The following is a 14,472-nucleotide window of genomic DNA, read 5'->3' on the forward strand; positions in this document are numbered from 1 at the left end:
GAATGGCAGATGCGGGGCGTCGGCGAACGGGAATGGCTCAGTTCGGGCGGGCGGTGTCGCCCTCCATTTCGGCGCGGATCTGCTGGCGCAGGATGTCCAGCGGGATCATCTTGCCCTCGCGCCGGAAATGCCAATAGGTCCAGCCATTGCAGCTGGGCGCGCCTTCCAGCGCAGCCCCCACCTGATGGATGCTGCCCTTGACGTCATTGCCGATCAGGCTGCCATCGGCACGCACGCGGGCCTTGTGCCGGTTGCCGAGTGAAAACAGTTCCTCTCCGGCGCGCAGCATGCCGCGTTCGATCACTTGGCCGAAGGGGATGCGCGGTTCGGCCCGCTTGGCGCGCGTGGTCGCGATCACCTCGGCATCCAGGCGGCGGGTGCGTTCCAGACGCTTGGTCGCCGCCTCGCGATAGGCCTCCTCGCGCTCGATCCCGATGAAGTCGCGGCCCAGCATCTTGGCGACCGCGCCCGTGGTGCCGGTGCCGAAGAACGGGTCCAGCACCACATCGCCGGGATTGGTCGTGCCGATGATGACGCGGTGCAGCAGTGCCTCGGGCTTCTGGGTCGGGTGGGCCTTGTCGCCCTTGCCGTCCTTCAGCCTTTCGCCGCCATTGCAGATCGGGATGACCCAATCGCTGCGCATCTGCGTACCCTCGTTCAGCGATTTCAGCGCCTCGTAGTTGAAGGTGTATTTCGACGTCTCGGACTTGGCGGCCCAGATCAGCGTCTCATGCGCGTTGGTCAGGCGCTTGCCGCGGAAATTCGGCATCGGGTTCGACTTGCGCCAGATCACGTCGTTCATGATCCAGAAGCCCTGGTTCTGAATCTCGGCGCCGACGCGAAAGATGTTGTGATAGCTGCCGATCACCCAGATTGCCCCGTTGGGCTTCAGCAGGCGGCGCGCGGCGGCCAGCCAGTCGCGGGTGAAGGCGTCATAGATGGCAAAGCTGGCGAACTGGTCCCAATGGTCGTCGACCGCGTCGACCTTGGAATTGTCGGGCCGGTGCAGATCGCCCTTCAGCTGCAGGTTATAGGGCGGATCGGCGAAAATCAGGTCGACGCTGGCCTCGGGCAGGGCATTCATCACCTCGATGCAGTCGCCGGCCAGAATTTGGTTTAGCGGCAGCGACGGCGGCACGGAATCCGCGCGCGAGCTTCTGGTTTTCGTCATTTTCTGCCTCTGGGAACGCCGGCTTTGACCGATCTGGTGATCCCTCAAAATGATTCAGACGAGAATCGGCGTCAATTTGTTTTTTGAATCAATTGCTTGGCAGCGGGGATTTACACAAGATGTTGTGGACAGGCTTGAAGCTGCGCCGATGATGTGGGGTCACGCCCAAGTCCAGCAGCGCCTTTTTATGCGCCGGGGTGGGGTATCCGGCGTTCACCTCCCACCCGTAACCGGGATAGTGTTGCGCCAAATCCTCCATGATGCGGTCGCGCAGGACCTTCGCCAGGATGGACGCCGCGGCGATCGTCACGCTACGCGCGTCACCCTTGACGATGGCTTCGGCAGGCAGGCCCAGGTCGCGCGGCAGCTTGTTTCCATCGACCAACACGTGATCAGGCCGCTGTTTCAACCCCGCCACCGCCCGGCACATCGCCAGATGCGAGGCGTGATAGATGTTCAGGCGGTCGATCTCCTCGACGCCGACATGGGCCACCGACCAGTCGCAATTCTGCGTCAGCCAGTCGAACAGCTCGTTTCGGCGTTTGGCCGACAGCTTCTTGGAATCGTTCAGGCCGGGGGGGATCATGTCCGGGTCCAGAATGACCGCCGCCGCCGTCACCGGGCCGCACAGGGGACCGCGCCCGACCTCGTCCACGCCGGCGACGTGGCGCGCGCCCCGCGCGATGGCCGCGGCCTCAAAGCTGAAATCGGGGCCGCTCATCGGTAGAAGACCACCGGCGGGATGGTCACCTCCTGCAGGTTCACGCCGTCCCCCTCGCGGTCGACGACCAGGAAATCGGCGGCGTGGTCCAGCGGCGTCAGCACCCCGTGCCAGACGCCGGCGCGCAGGTTCACCCCCACGCCCGACGGCACCAGGAAACCGCGCGGCGTGCCGGGGTGGCCATCCACGTCCGGGGCCACCACCGACAGCCACGCCCCCTGCCCCATCGGCATGAAGGCCTGCGACCCGAACGGATGGCGTTCCAGCAGCGCGCATTCATAAGGCAGGCTGACCGGATCGGACCGGAAGATGCTGATGATGGCTTCGCCGCCGTGGCGTTCGACGGTGGCCAGCGCGTGGTGGCGTTCGCAGCGCCCCGCATTGATCATGCGATCGGGCGCGGGTTTCGGGGCCAGCACATCGCCAAAGGGGGCGAAGGCGTCGGCGGTCAGGGGTTCGATGCGGATCTGGGTCATGACATTCTCCTGTCGGCGGTCTATCGCGCCCCGGCCAGCCCGTCGAGGATATGCGTCATCATCTGCCGGCGCGCGTGGGCGTCGCGCAGATGGGCGGCCTCGGTCCGGGCGGCACGGGACATGGCCTTGCATTCGGCTGGATGGGACCGCGCCCAGTCCAGCTTGTCCAGGATGTCGGTGCCATGGCGCGCGACCGGGATGAAATGTTCCCAAGGGCGAAAGCGACCGGAATAAAAGACCTGCCAGCCGTCATCTTCGGCGAACAGCACCGACTGGCTGTCCAGCGCCGAGATGAAGTTCGACCCGTGATCATATCCGGTCAGGCACAGCTGGTACCGGAAGCGCTGGAAAAAGGTCCGCCCCCGCCTTGGCCCGCAATAAGGCGCCAGTAGCGGGTCCTGGGCGAAATGGCGATAGGCAAAGGCCATCACCACGCCGATGTCGAAATCGGGATGACCCATGAAACGTTGCACGAAGTTCAGACGGCTGGTGCGGCACAGGCCCTGCCATGCCGCGTCGCGTGCATCCGCATCCTCGCCCACCTTCAACAGCTGCGCCAGCCAGACATGGGATGCGGGGCCGGGGCGCACGCCCTCGCGCATCTCATTCCCCGAGATCATGCCCCGCCAGACGATCTGATCCTCCTTGTCGTCAAAGTTGGTCGGGTCGGGGGCGGCGGCCGGGTCAAAGCCCGCCAACCCGATCGCGTGCTGGTCGGGCAAGGGCCACAGGACCGGCCCCACCGCGCCAGCGCGCCGGTTGTGACACAGCACAGGCCGATCCGGGGCCGCCCCCTGCGGCGATCCCATCCAGCGCGAATCCTCCATGTCGATGCAGACCGGATCGCGGCGGCCAAGGCGCAGGATGTCGTTGATGACGCCCTCGGCGCGGATGACCTTGAAGTGGCGCCCTTCGGGGCCGGTGGCGACGGGGGTGCCGCCCTGCGGGGTGTGCACCGCAACCTGGCGCACGCCGCCCATGACCGGATCATGGACCAGCGGCCCGCCATCCCATGTGCAGGCATATCCCGAAAACCCCTGCGTGCCGCCACCCGGACCAGGCCGCCCACCCTGCAGGCAGAACGCGGCGACATCGGCGGCCCAATCCTTGGGGGCCCGGGGACGGTCCTGTGCGCGGTCGTACAAGGCCAGCATCGCCGTTTCGATCGGCGACCCCGCGCGGGCGGGCCATTGCGCGAAAGGCGGGTGCGGCATCGGCAGCATCGGATCGATCCGGGCGGCCAGCGTCGCGGGGTCGTTCTGCGGCAGATCGACCACGATCAGCCGGGGATCATCGCCGAAATGATCCAGCACCGCGCGCTGATGCGCCGCCAGTTCCGCCTGCCACAGATCCGGTAGGGCCAGTTCGTCGACATTGCGGTGAAAGGCGTGACAGCGCGCGACGGCGCCTTCGTCGCGGGTCAGGCGTTCGATCACCCATTGGTCGGGATCGGGGCGCGTCAGGATGAAGTGGGCATGGGGGATCCGCCGGGCCAGATGCGCAAAGCAGCGCCATGCCTCCAACGGGGGGCGCCAATGGGGGACGGCCCGCCACAGCCCCGCGAACAGGCGGATGCCCGGACGTTGGCGCAAAGGGCGCTGTTCGCGGCTTTCGGCAAAGATGATCTCGGACGCCAGGGCGCCCTTTTCGTGGCAGACGGTCTTGTAGCCGTTGGCCGCGAACAGTTGCACCAGCGCCTCATCGGCCACGCCGTCGGGGCCGATATGGATGAAGACAGGCTTGGGCATCGCCCTAATGTGCCATCTGCGCGCGCCGTGGCAGCAGGATGGTCAGCAGGCCCAGCACCGGCAGGACCGAGCAGAGCTGGAAGACGATCTGGATGCCGATGCGATCGGCCAGCAGGCCAAGCGCCGCCGCGGCGATCCCGCCCATGCCGAAGGAGAACCCGAAGAAGATCCCCGCGATGGTCCCCGTCCGCCCCGGCACCAGTTCCTGGGCAAAGACCACGATCGCCGGAAAGGCCGAGGCCAGGATCAGCCCGATCACCACCGCCAGCGCGCCCGTGGCCTGCTGCCCGACATGCGGCAGCGCCAGCGTAAAGGGCAGCACCCCCAGGATCGACACCCAGATCACTGTCAGCGGCCCAACTCGGTCGCCGATGATCCCGCCCAGCATGACACCCCCCGCCATGCCCAGCAGGAACAGGAACAGCATGATCTGGGACGCCTGGGTGCCAAGGCCAAATTTCTCGATGGTGAAGAAGGTGAAATAACTGCTCATGGATGCGGTATAGATGTTCTTGGTGAATACCAGGATCGTCAGCACCAGGATGGCCCGCATGACGACCGGCCGGGGCAGGCGCAGGGTTGTGTCGGGGCGGGCGGCGCTGGCTTTGCGGCGATCCTCGGCCCAAGCCCCCACATGCCACAGCATCGCGGCGCCCAGGGCCGCGGCCACTGCGAACCAAGCCACCGCGGAACGCCCCAGCGGCACCACGATGAAGGCCGCCAACAAGGGCCCCAGCGACTGGCCGAAATTGCCGCCCAACTGGAACAGCGACTGCGCCGTGCCGAACCGCCCCCCTGACGCCAACCGCGCCACGCGCGAACTTTCGGGATGGAACACCGCCGAGCCGATGCCGATCATCATCGCACCCACCAGCAACATCTGGTAATGTGTCGCGAAGGCCAGCAGCAACACCCCGCAGCAGGTCGACCCCATCCCAAGGGGCAGCGACCGGGGCTGGGGACGCCGATCGGTCGCGATGCCGATCAGCGGCTGCAGAAGCGATGCGGTCAACTGGAAGGCGAACGTCATCACCCCGATCTGGGCATAGCTGAGGTCGAATTCATTACGCAGCAGCGGATAGATCGCCGACAGCATGGACTGCATCACGTCATTGATCATGTGGCACAGGCTGATCGCCAGAAGAATGCCCCAGGCGGTGGGTGAACCAAATCCCGCAATGCCCGCGACGGGGGTTTTCGCCTGCTGCATCATGCCGCCTCCGATCCTGTGCAGAGCGCAAGGTATCGCGCAGCATTTAAAAATAAAAATGCAATTATCTTGGACTAAAACCGCTTTTTGTGCAAGTGCGACGATATGTCTTGTCTATTTTGGGGTCTTTAAGGTAACATTTGAGGTCTAGCGATTTTTTAAATGTGCCCTCCATCTCATTTTATGTTCGGGATGCTTATTGTGAACCACGAATCGTCTTCCTCGCTGAAATCCCGGTCTTCGAATCATCCAAAAAAGCGGCTGAACACGTGGCAGGCCATCAGGGCGGATGTCCTGGCCCGCATCAAATCCGGCGAATGGCCGCCCGGCGCCCTCATCCCGACCGAACAGGATCTGGCGATCGAGATGGGATGCGCCCGCGCAACGGTCAACCGGGCGTTGCGCGAACTGGCCAATAGCGGCATCATCCAGCGGCGCCGCAAAGTCGGTACCAGGGTCGCGTCAACCTCTTCCCGCCGCACCACGCTGAGCCTGCCGGTCATCCGCGACGAGATCGAAGCGCTCGGCGCGGAATATCTTTATGCCCTTATCGAGGTCGAGATGCTCACCGGAACCGAGGGCGCGATGCGCGCGCTGCAGGTCGATCAAGGCCATGTCCTGATGCAGGTCAAGACACGTTATATGGCCAATGGCGAACCCTATTGCTGCGAGGCGATCTGGCTGAACCCCCAAGCCGTCGATCTGCCCGACCCCAAGCTATTCGCGACCGAGCCGCCGCAGGAATGGCTGACCCGCCATCTTCCCGTCCAGCAGACCCGCTTCACGATCCTTGCCGACGAGGCGTCAGGCGCCTGCGCCGCCAGCCTGGGGCTGGAATGCGGCACGCCCGTCCTTGCGATCGAGCGCGTGAATTCGATGGATGCGGTGCCGGTCAGCTTTGCGCGGCAATTCTATCCGCCCCAGCATCGGCTGGTCTTCGATGATTAGCTGACTTTGCCGGATTTCAGCAGATCGGCAAAGTGCTCCATCAACTTGTGCTTCAGCACCTTTCCCGTCGCGGCCGCCGGCAGGGGGCCCACCAGCAGGATATGCGTCGGCCGCTTATAGGCTGACAATCGCTCGGCCGCATGGGCGGCAAGCGCCTCGGCGGTGGTGCCGCCTTCCTGCAGCAGCTGGCAGAAAGCCAGAACCTCCTCATCCCCGCCATCGCGCTTGCGCCCGATGACCGCCGTCTGCAGGACGGCCGGGTGATCGTTCAACGCGGCCTCGACCTCGGGGGGATAAACGTTGAAACCGCCTCGAATGATCAGCTCCTTGCAGCGCCCGACGATGTGCAGCCGGCCCTGCGGATCAAGGCGGCCCAGATCGCCGGTATGCATGAAGCCCTGATCGTCCAGCACCTGGGCCGTGGCCTCGGGGTTGCGGAAATAACCCAGCATCACATGCCGGCCGCGGGTCAGAACCTCGCCCGTGCCGGGTTCGCGTCCGACCGTTTCGTCCAGGCGGATCTCGACGCCCGGCAGGGGATGCCCGGCCGACGGATCGGGATCACCGATGCCATTGTCGGTGATGGTGACGCCCGCCGTGGTTTCGGTCATGCCGTAACCGTTCTGCAGGGCGATGCCATAAAAGGCCTCGGCCCGGCGTTTCCAATCCGGGTCAAGGGGGGCCGCACCGCTGCTGACATAGCGCAGGGGTCCCATCAGACGGGTCATGCCGCGTGCGGCGGCCTCGGCCATGATGGCAGCATGCATCTGCGGGACGGCGGGCAGGACGGTGACGCCCGCCTGCAGTGCGTCCAGCACGGCGGCCGCCGAAAAGCGCGGCACCAGCCAGATCTGCGCCGCCTTGCCGATCCCCGCACAGAGCATCGAGGTCAGCCCGAAGACATGCGTCATCGGCAGCACGCCATAGATCAGGTCCGACGGCACGATCCGCCGCAGCTTGGCCGACGACATCCCCCCGAAGACAAGGTTCCCGTGGCTCAGCATCACGCCCTTGGGCATGCCCGTCGTGCCAGTGGTATAGAGAATCACCGCCGTCATGTCACCGCCCGCCACGACGGGCTCGGGCGTGCAGTCGCGGGCGGCGCCGACGTGCAGAATGGCGCCGCCGATCGGGGTGGGCGCTGCCTTTGCCGCCATCGCATGGGCCAACGCCGGTTCGCTGACATCGGACAGATAGATCACCAGCCGCGGGTCGGTGTGGTCCACGATCTTGGCCAGTTCCGGCCCCGTCATCCGCGCATTGACCGGTACCGACACCGCATCCATCCGGCTGGTCGCCATCAGCAGCACGGGGATCGAGACCGAATTTTCCGACACGATCACCAACCTGTCGCCGGGCCGCACGCCAAGGGCGCGCAATTCGCCGATGGCCTGTTCAATGCGGCCGTCCAGCTGGGCATAGCTCAGCGCGTCGCCCGTTCCGTCGCGCAGGGCGGGACGGTCGGCATGGTCGGCCAGACTCTGGTCCAGCAGGTGGTGGATACGTGTCGGTGTCGTCATGTCGCCTCGCGCAATCTGCGGAAATCGGGGGGGCGCTTGGCCAAGAAGGCGCTGATGCCTTCGCCGGCCTCGCGGGCGGCCAGGGCATGGGCCATGGCATCGCGTTCGGCCGCCAGCTGCGCCTCGAAGGCGGTGGCGCGCCAGCCAGTCAGCAAGCGCTTGATCGCGGCCTGCGCCTCGGCGGGACCTTGGGCCAGGCGGTCGGCCATGGCCATGGCGGCCATGATCGCCTCGCCGGGTTCGGTCAGCTGGTTCACGACGCCAAGGGCGTGCAGGCGTCCGGCGGTGACGGGCTGGCCGGTCAGGCACATCTCGGCGGCGATCTGCGGCGGCAGGGCAGCCCCCAATGCGGCGGTCAGCCCGCCATCGGGCACCAGCCCCGCGTTCACATAGGCGGCGGTGAACTTGGCGTCATGCGCGGAAATCACCATGTCGCAGGCCAGCGCCAGCGACAGGCCGGCACCCGCCGCACCGCCTTCGACCACGGCGATGACGGGGCGCGGGCAATGCACGACGGCGCGGATCAGGTCGTTCAGCGCGTCGATCCGGGCGCGGCGCTGATCCTCGTCCATCTGCTGGGCGGTGATCAGGGCATTCAGATCGCCCCCGGCGCAGAAGAAGTCTCCCTCGCCCATCAGGATCACGGCCCCGATGCGCGGCTGTTCGGCGGCCATCTGCAACGCCTCGTGCAGGCCGTCATAGAATTCATGGGTCAGCGCGTTGCGCCGCGCGGCGTTGCGGTTCTCGACGACAAGGCGGTCGCCAAGATCGCTGATTTCACAATGAGGGTTCATCGGGCCTCCGGGGGTCTGGACTTGCGGAACACGCCGGTCGCGGTGGCGATCAGCGTGCCGTCCTGATGGCGCAATTCGCCCTCGACAAACAAGGTGCTGCTGCCGCCCCCGGTGATGCGCCCGATGGCCTGAACCTGGCCCGGCCGTCCCGGCGCCAGATAGTTCACCGTCAGGGCCAGCGTGGTGAAGGGATGCCGGCCAGTGTCATCGACCGACAGGCTGGCCGTCGCCCCCATCGCATTGTCCAGCAGCGTCGCTGCGATCCCGCCATGCAGGATGTCCTGGCGGTTCAGGTGGCGGTCGTCCAGATCCAGGCTGCACCGGGCGCGGCGATCATCGCCGCCCACGTCCAGCACATATCCCAACAGCCGCTGCGTGCCCGTTTCGTCGCGGATCACGCCCATCTCAGCCCCAAACCGGTTCGCCAAGCGCAAACCGCTCCAGATGGTAATCGGCATCTCCCATCGCCGTATCGGCGGCCAGCAGGCGGCGGATCATGCCTGCAAGGGCGTATTCCTCGGTCATGCCGATGCCGCCATGCAGCTGAACCGATTCCTCGGCCACCAAGCGGGCGACGCGGCCCACGGTCGCCTTGCAGGCCTGCACGTGGCGGTCGCGGATGGCCGGATCGGCGGTCAGGTGCCCGGACAGATTGGTGACGGCGGAACGGGCCTGTTCGACCTCGACCGCCATGTCGGCGACGCGATGGGCCAGCGCCTGGAATTCCAGGATCGCGCGGCCGAACTGCTTGCGGGTTTTCAGGTAATCCAGCGTCAGCTCGGTCGCCGCGATGATGCCGCCCAGTGCAAAGGCCGAATGGCCCAGCACGCCGCGCGACAGGGCACCGCCGAAATCGGACAGCGCGCCAAGGCGGGTGGCGGGGGTGGCCTCGAAGGTCAGATCGGCGCCGCGTCCGCCTTCCATCAGCGGATAGGCGTTCAGCGTCAGCCCCGAGGCATTGGCATCAACCAGCCACAGCGCATCGGCGGTGGTGACGATGATGGCGCGGGCATCCTCGGCCCCGGCCACCATGGTCTTGCGGCCCGTCAGGCTGTCGCCCTCGGCGCGGATCGCCACGCCGCGATCGTATCGCGTACCGGGCTCGGCATCGGCGAAGGCCACGCGCGCGGTGCCCTCGGCCACCTCGGCCGCCAGATCGCCCTGCCCCGCCGCGGCCAGGACGGATGCCCCGATCATCGCCGCGACCAGCGGGAGGCTGGCGCCCGCGCGGCCCAGTTCCTCGAAGGTCAGGGCGATGGCCGCACCGCTGCCGTCAAAGCCGCCCTCATCTTCCGTCAGCAGGGCGCCGATGACGCCGGCCTCGGCCAGCGCGGGCCACAGGTCGTCGCCCTGATGGCGGGTCAGCAACCCGCGCAGCGTGTCCTGAAGCATGCGGTGTTCATCGGAAAGCGCAAAATCCATCGCCTTATCCTTTCGCCAGAGTGCCGGCGATGATGCCGCGCTGGATCTCGTTCGAGCCGCCATAGATCGACAGCTTGCGGTTGTTCAGATAGCTGGCCGTGGCCGAAAGGACGTCATCGGCCTCCAGCGGCTGGCCCTGATTGCCCGTCTCCATCGGCAGGGCCTGCGCCCATCCGCCATAGGCGCGCCGCGTCAGCGCATCCAGCTGCTGGCGAATCTGGGTGCCCTTGATCTTGAGCATGCTGCTTTCGACGCCCGGTGCCTGCCCTTGAGCCGCGGCCGACAACATGCGCAGGTTCGTGGTGGACATGGCCATCAGCTCGATTTCCGTAGTGGCGATCTGAGCTGCGAACAGCGGGTCTTGGTCCAGCGGCTTGCCGCGATGGGTCTGCGCCTTGGCCACACGCTTCAGGTTGTCCAGCGCCGCCGTCGCGAAACCGACGCCCGCGATATTGGTGCGTTCATGGGTCAGCAGGTACTTGGCATAGGTCCAGCCTTCGTTTTCCGTACCGACCAGGTTTTCGACCGGAACCTTGACGTCGTCGAAAAAGACCTCGTTCACCTCGGCGGTGCCGTCCAGCAGCACGATGGGACGGACGCTGACACCCGGCGTTTCCATGTCGATCAGCAGGAAGCTGATGCCTTCCTGCTTCTTGCCCTCGGTCGAGGTGCGCACGAGGCAGAAGATCATGTTGGCGTGCTGGCCAAGCGTGGTCCAGGTCTTCTGCCCGTTGACGACGTAATGGCCACCCTGACGTTCCGCGCGACAGCGCAGGCCCGCAAGGTCCGACCCCGCCCCAGGTTCGGAATAGCCTTGGCACCACCAGTCATCGCCGTTCAGGATGCGCGGCAGCCAATAGTCCTGCTGTTCCTTGCTGCCGAATTTCTGCAGGACCGGCCCCAGCATGGCGATGCCGAAGGGCACGATGCGCGGGGCATGGGCCTTGGCGGATTCCTCCTCGAAGATGTGGCGCTGGATGGCGGTCCAGCCTGCGCCGCCGAATTCGCGCGGCCAGTTGCCCGCCAGCCAGCCCTTGGAATGCAGCTTGGCGTGCCAGCCTTCCATCTCGGCCTTGGTCAGGGATTTGTGCAGGCGGTTCTTTTCGGCCAGCGCCGGGTCCAGCTCGGCCTGCAGGAAATCGCGAACCTCGGCGGCGAAAGCCTGTTCGTCGGGGGTGAAACGCATATCCATCAGAAGAACTCCACAAGTCCGGCGGCGCCTTGGCCCCCGCCCACACACATCGTGACAACGCCCCATTTGGCGCGGCGACGCTGGCCTTCGCGCAGGATGTGCCCTGCGGCCCGCGCGCCCGTCATGCCGAAGGGATGCCCGATCGAGATCGCCCCGCCATTGACGTTGTATTTCGCCGGATCGATGCCCAGCACGTCGCGGCAATAGAGGCACTGGCTGGCGAAAGCCTCGTTCAGTTCCCAAAGGTCGATGTCGTCGACGCTGAGGCCCGCGCGTTCCAGCAGGCGCGGCACGGCGAAGATCGGGCCGATGCCCATTTCATCGGGCGCGCAGCCTGCGACCGCGAAACCACGGAAGGCACCAAGCGGAGTCAGCCCCTCGGCGGCCGCCAGATCGGCGTCCATGACCAGCAGCGCCGCCGCTCCGTCCGACAGCTGCGAGGCATTGCCTGCGGTGATGAAGTTGCCGGGCCCGCGCACGGGTTCAAGCTTGGCAAGGTTCTCCAGCGTGGTGCCGGGCCGGTTGCCTTCGTCGGCAGAGATGGTGACCTCTTCCTCGCGGGTTTCGCCGGTGGCCTTGTCGGTGACCTTCTTGGTGACGGTCATCGGAATGATCTCATCGTCGAAGATACCGGCCTGTTGCGCCGCGGCGGTGCGGGCCTGCGACTCGACGGCATATTCGTCCTGCGCCTGGCGGCTGATGTCGTAACGCGCGGCGACATTGTCGGCGGTCTCGATCATGGTGACATAGAGGTCGGGGCGGTTCGCCTCGATCCAGGCTTCGCGCGAATTGCGCACGGGGGGCTGAACCATGGAAATGCTTTCCACGCCACCGACCAGAATGGCGCGCGCATCTTCCTGCGCGACCATATGCGCGCCCATCGCCAGCGCCTGCAGGCCGGATGCGCAGAAGCGGTTGACAGTCGTGCCTGCGACGCTGTCGGGCAGGCCCGCGCGGATCACGGCCTGACGGGCGATATTGCCGCCCGTCACGTATTCCGGATAGCCGCAGCCCCAGATGCTGTCCTCGATCAGGGCGGGGTCGATGCCCGCGCGGTCCACCACGGCGCGCGCGACGGCACCCGCCATGACGGCCCCGTGGGTCATGTTGAAGGCTCCACGCCCGGCCTTGCCGATGGGCGTGCGGGCGGTCGAGACGATGACCGGCTGTTTCATGCGGGTTTCCCTTCGTTCAGTTCGGCAAAGCTGCCACCGCGCTGCGCCAGATCGCGCAGCAGGGGGGCCACCTGCCAGTAATGGTCGTCGGTTTCGGCAAAGCCTTCGATATCGGCCACGATGCTGGCCAGACCCTGCCGGTCGGCCCAATGCAGCGGGCCGCCGCGCCAGCGCGGAAAGCCGTATCCGTTCAGCAGCACCACATCGACATCCAGCGGGCGCAGGGCGGTGCCGTCCTGCACGACGCGGGCGGATTCGTTCACCATCGCCGCCATGTAACGGGCCACGATCTCTGCATCGGTGAAATCGCGCGGCGTGATGCCCAGATCGGCGCGGACCTGCGTCAGCAGATCCTCCAGCGCCGGGTCCTGCCGCCCGTTCGGGCTGTCCGCATCATAAATGTAGTAACCCTGCCCCGATTTCCGCCCCAGACGGCCCTGTTCGTACAGGCGATCGGCAAAGACCGGCACGCGGTCGCGCGGATGCAGATCGGCCGCCTTCCGCTGGCGGGTGAAATAGCCGATGTCCAGCCCCGCAAGGTCCGACACGGCATAGGGCCCCATCGCAAAGCCGAAATCGGTCAGCGCGCGGTCGATCTGATAGGGCGATGCCCCGTCCAGCACCATCGCATCCGCCGCCGCCCGGTAATGCGACAGAATGCGGTTGCCGATGAAGCCGTCGCAGACGCCCGCGCGCACGGCGATTTTCTTCAGCTTGCGGGCCAAGGCAAAGCCGGTCGCGGTGACATCGGGGGCGGTCTTTTCGGCGACCACCACCTCCAGCAAACGCATCACATGGGCAGGGGAGAAGAAATGCAGTCCGATCACGTCCTGCGGACGGCCGGTCACGGCGGCGATGCGGTTCACGTCCAGATAGGATGTATTCGTGGCCAGAATTGCGCCGGGCTTGGCGATGGCGTCCAGGCGGGTGAAGACCTCCTCCTTGACCTCCATCTTCTCGAAGACGGCCTCGATGATCAGGTCTGCCTGCGACAGGGCGGCGTAATCGCCCGCGGCGCGGAAGCGGCCCGACAGGATCGCGTCGCGTTTCTCGGCCTTCAGCTTGCCACGCTTGACGCTGCCCTCCAGCATCTTGGCCACGCCTTCGGCGGCCTTTTCCGCGGCCGCGTCATCGCGTTCGACCAGCGTGACGTCCAATCCGGCCAGCAGCGCCGACACGGCGATGCCCGCCCCCATCGTGCCGCCGCCGATCACGCCGATCCGGTCGATGGCGCGCGGCGTGACGCCCGCGATCTCGGGCAGTTGGGCCACGGCGCGTTCGCTGAAAAAGGCGTGGATCATCGCGGCCCGCTGCGGGGTCTGCATCAGTTCCAGAAACTTGGCGCGTTCCTGCGCGATGCCTTTGGCCAAGGGCAGGTCCAGACCCTCGATCACCGCATCGATGGCGCGGGCCTGCGCCACCTGTCCGGGGACCTTGCGCGCCAGCTTGGCCTTGATCTGTTCGACCAGCGCCGGATCATTGGCGGGGGCCGGCAGGTCACCCGTCCGGCGCGGCGCGGTGCCGGCCAGTTCGCGGGCCAGATCCATGGCATCGGCGGTCAGGTCGCCCTGCGACAGGCGGTCGATCAGGCCCAGATCAAGCGCCTCGGGGGCGGCGACCTGGCGGGCCGAGCTGACCATGTCCAACGCCGGGGCCAAGCCCGTCAGGCGCGGCAGGCGCTGCGTGCCACCGGCGCCCGGCAAGAGGCCCAACGTCACCTCGGGCAGGCCCATCCGGGCCTGGGGTGCGGCGATGCGGGCATGGGCGCCAAGCGCCAGTTCCAGACCGCCGCCAAGGGCGGTGCCGTGGATCGCGGCGACGACGGGCTTATCCACCGCCTCCAGCCGGTTGATCAGGTCGGGCAGATAGGGTTCGACCGGACGCTTGCCAAATTCGGAGATATCGGCCCCCGCCACCCAGGTGCGTCCATCGCACAGCAGCACCGCGGACAGCGCCTGATCGTCGCCGGCAAAGGTGTCGATGGCCGTGGCCAGACCTTCACGGACAGCATGGGACATGGCGTTCACGGGCGGGTTGGCAATGGTGATGACGCCGACCGCGCCATCGCGGTGATAGGTCACGGGCATGAGGCCTC

General features: G+C 66.5%; 13 protein-coding genes. 1 reads left to right on the forward strand and 12 read right to left on the reverse strand.

The annotated features are described in order from the left end of the window. Positions 1 to 37: 37 nt before the first annotated feature. From DKT70_RS06850 to DKT70_RS06870, 5 genes are all read right to left on the reverse strand, one after another. Positions 38 to 1,171: a site-specific DNA-methyltransferase gene (locus tag DKT70_RS06850; RefSeq protein ID WP_111558442.1), complete on the reverse strand. Its 1,134-nt coding sequence runs from the start codon at positions 1,169 to 1,171 to the stop codon at positions 38 to 40. An 88-nt stretch (positions 1,172 to 1,259) separates the two neighbouring features. Further along, positions 1,260 to 1,892, reverse strand: coding sequence for a ribonuclease HII (locus tag DKT70_RS06855; RefSeq protein WP_111558443.1), 633 nt, complete (start codon positions 1,890 to 1,892; stop codon positions 1,260 to 1,262). Beyond that, positions 1,889 to 2,368, reverse strand: coding sequence for an ureidoglycolate lyase (locus tag DKT70_RS06860; RefSeq protein ID WP_111558444.1), 480 nt, complete (start codon positions 2,366 to 2,368; stop codon positions 1,889 to 1,891). Before DKT70_RS06860 ends, DKT70_RS06855 begins: the two co-directional genes overlap by 4 nt. A gap of 20 nt (positions 2,369 to 2,388) precedes the next feature. Then, positions 2,389 to 4,116, reverse strand: a complete 1,728-nt coding sequence (locus tag DKT70_RS06865) for a glycosyl transferase family 90 (RefSeq protein WP_111558445.1) — start codon at positions 4,114 to 4,116, stop codon at positions 2,389 to 2,391. Between the two features lie 4 nt (positions 4,117 to 4,120). Next, positions 4,121 to 5,326: an MFS transporter gene (locus tag DKT70_RS06870; protein ID WP_111558544.1), complete on the reverse strand. Its 1,206-nt coding sequence runs from the start codon at positions 5,324 to 5,326 to the stop codon at positions 4,121 to 4,123. A gap of 192 nt (positions 5,327 to 5,518) precedes the next feature. On the opposite strand from DKT70_RS06870, the gene DKT70_RS06875 reads away from it, so the two are divergent. Continuing rightward, positions 5,519 to 6,274 carry a GntR family transcriptional regulator gene (locus DKT70_RS06875; protein WP_158529962.1) on the forward strand — a complete coding sequence of 252 codons (756 nt, stop codon included), beginning with the start codon at positions 5,519 to 5,521 and terminating at the stop codon, positions 6,272 to 6,274. On the opposite strand, the gene DKT70_RS06880 is transcribed toward DKT70_RS06875, so the two are convergent. The 7 genes from DKT70_RS06880 to DKT70_RS06910 are packed head-to-tail and all read right to left on the reverse strand — an operon-like array spanning position 6,271 to position 14,464. Beyond that, on the reverse strand, positions 6,271 to 7,794 hold the full coding sequence (locus DKT70_RS06880) for a class I adenylate-forming enzyme family protein (protein ID WP_111558447.1): 1,524 nt from the start codon (positions 7,792 to 7,794) through the stop codon (positions 6,271 to 6,273). The two genes, DKT70_RS06875 and DKT70_RS06880, sit on opposite strands and share 4 nt — an antisense overlap. After that, complete coding sequence (locus tag DKT70_RS06885) at positions 7,791 to 8,588, reverse strand: oxepin-CoA hydrolase, alternative type (protein ID WP_111558448.1); 798 nt, start codon at positions 8,586 to 8,588, stop codon at positions 7,791 to 7,793. The genes DKT70_RS06880 and DKT70_RS06885 overlap by 4 nt, the downstream gene beginning before the upstream one ends. Then, positions 8,585 to 8,992 carry a PaaI family thioesterase gene (locus DKT70_RS06890; protein WP_111558449.1) on the reverse strand — a complete coding sequence of 136 codons (408 nt, stop codon included), beginning with the start codon at positions 8,990 to 8,992 and terminating at the stop codon, positions 8,585 to 8,587. The genes DKT70_RS06885 and DKT70_RS06890 overlap by 4 nt, the downstream gene beginning before the upstream one ends. Position 8,993: 1 nt before the next feature. After that, positions 8,994 to 10,010, reverse strand: coding sequence for an acyl-CoA dehydrogenase family protein (locus DKT70_RS06895; RefSeq protein ID WP_158529964.1), 1,017 nt, complete (start codon positions 10,008 to 10,010; stop codon positions 8,994 to 8,996). Between the two features lie 4 nt (positions 10,011 to 10,014). Beyond that, a complete protein-coding gene (locus DKT70_RS06900; protein WP_111558451.1) occupies positions 10,015 to 11,202 on the reverse strand; it encodes an acyl-CoA dehydrogenase family protein in 1,188 nt (395 codons plus the stop codon). Continuing rightward, positions 11,202 to 12,377, reverse strand: coding sequence for an acetyl-CoA C-acyltransferase (locus DKT70_RS06905; protein ID WP_111558452.1), 1,176 nt, complete (start codon positions 12,375 to 12,377; stop codon positions 11,202 to 11,204). Before DKT70_RS06905 ends, DKT70_RS06900 begins: the two co-directional genes overlap by 1 nt. Next, entirely contained in the window at positions 12,374 to 14,464 is a 2,091-nt protein-coding gene (locus DKT70_RS06910; RefSeq protein ID WP_407672194.1) for an FAD-dependent oxidoreductase, read from the reverse strand. Before DKT70_RS06910 ends, DKT70_RS06905 begins: the two co-directional genes overlap by 4 nt. Positions 14,465 to 14,472 lie beyond the last annotated feature (8 nt).

Source organism: Paracoccus sediminilitoris (assembly GCF_003259195.1).
GTDB classification, from domain to species: Bacteria; Pseudomonadota; Alphaproteobacteria; order Rhodobacterales; family Rhodobacteraceae; genus Paracoccus; species Paracoccus sediminilitoris.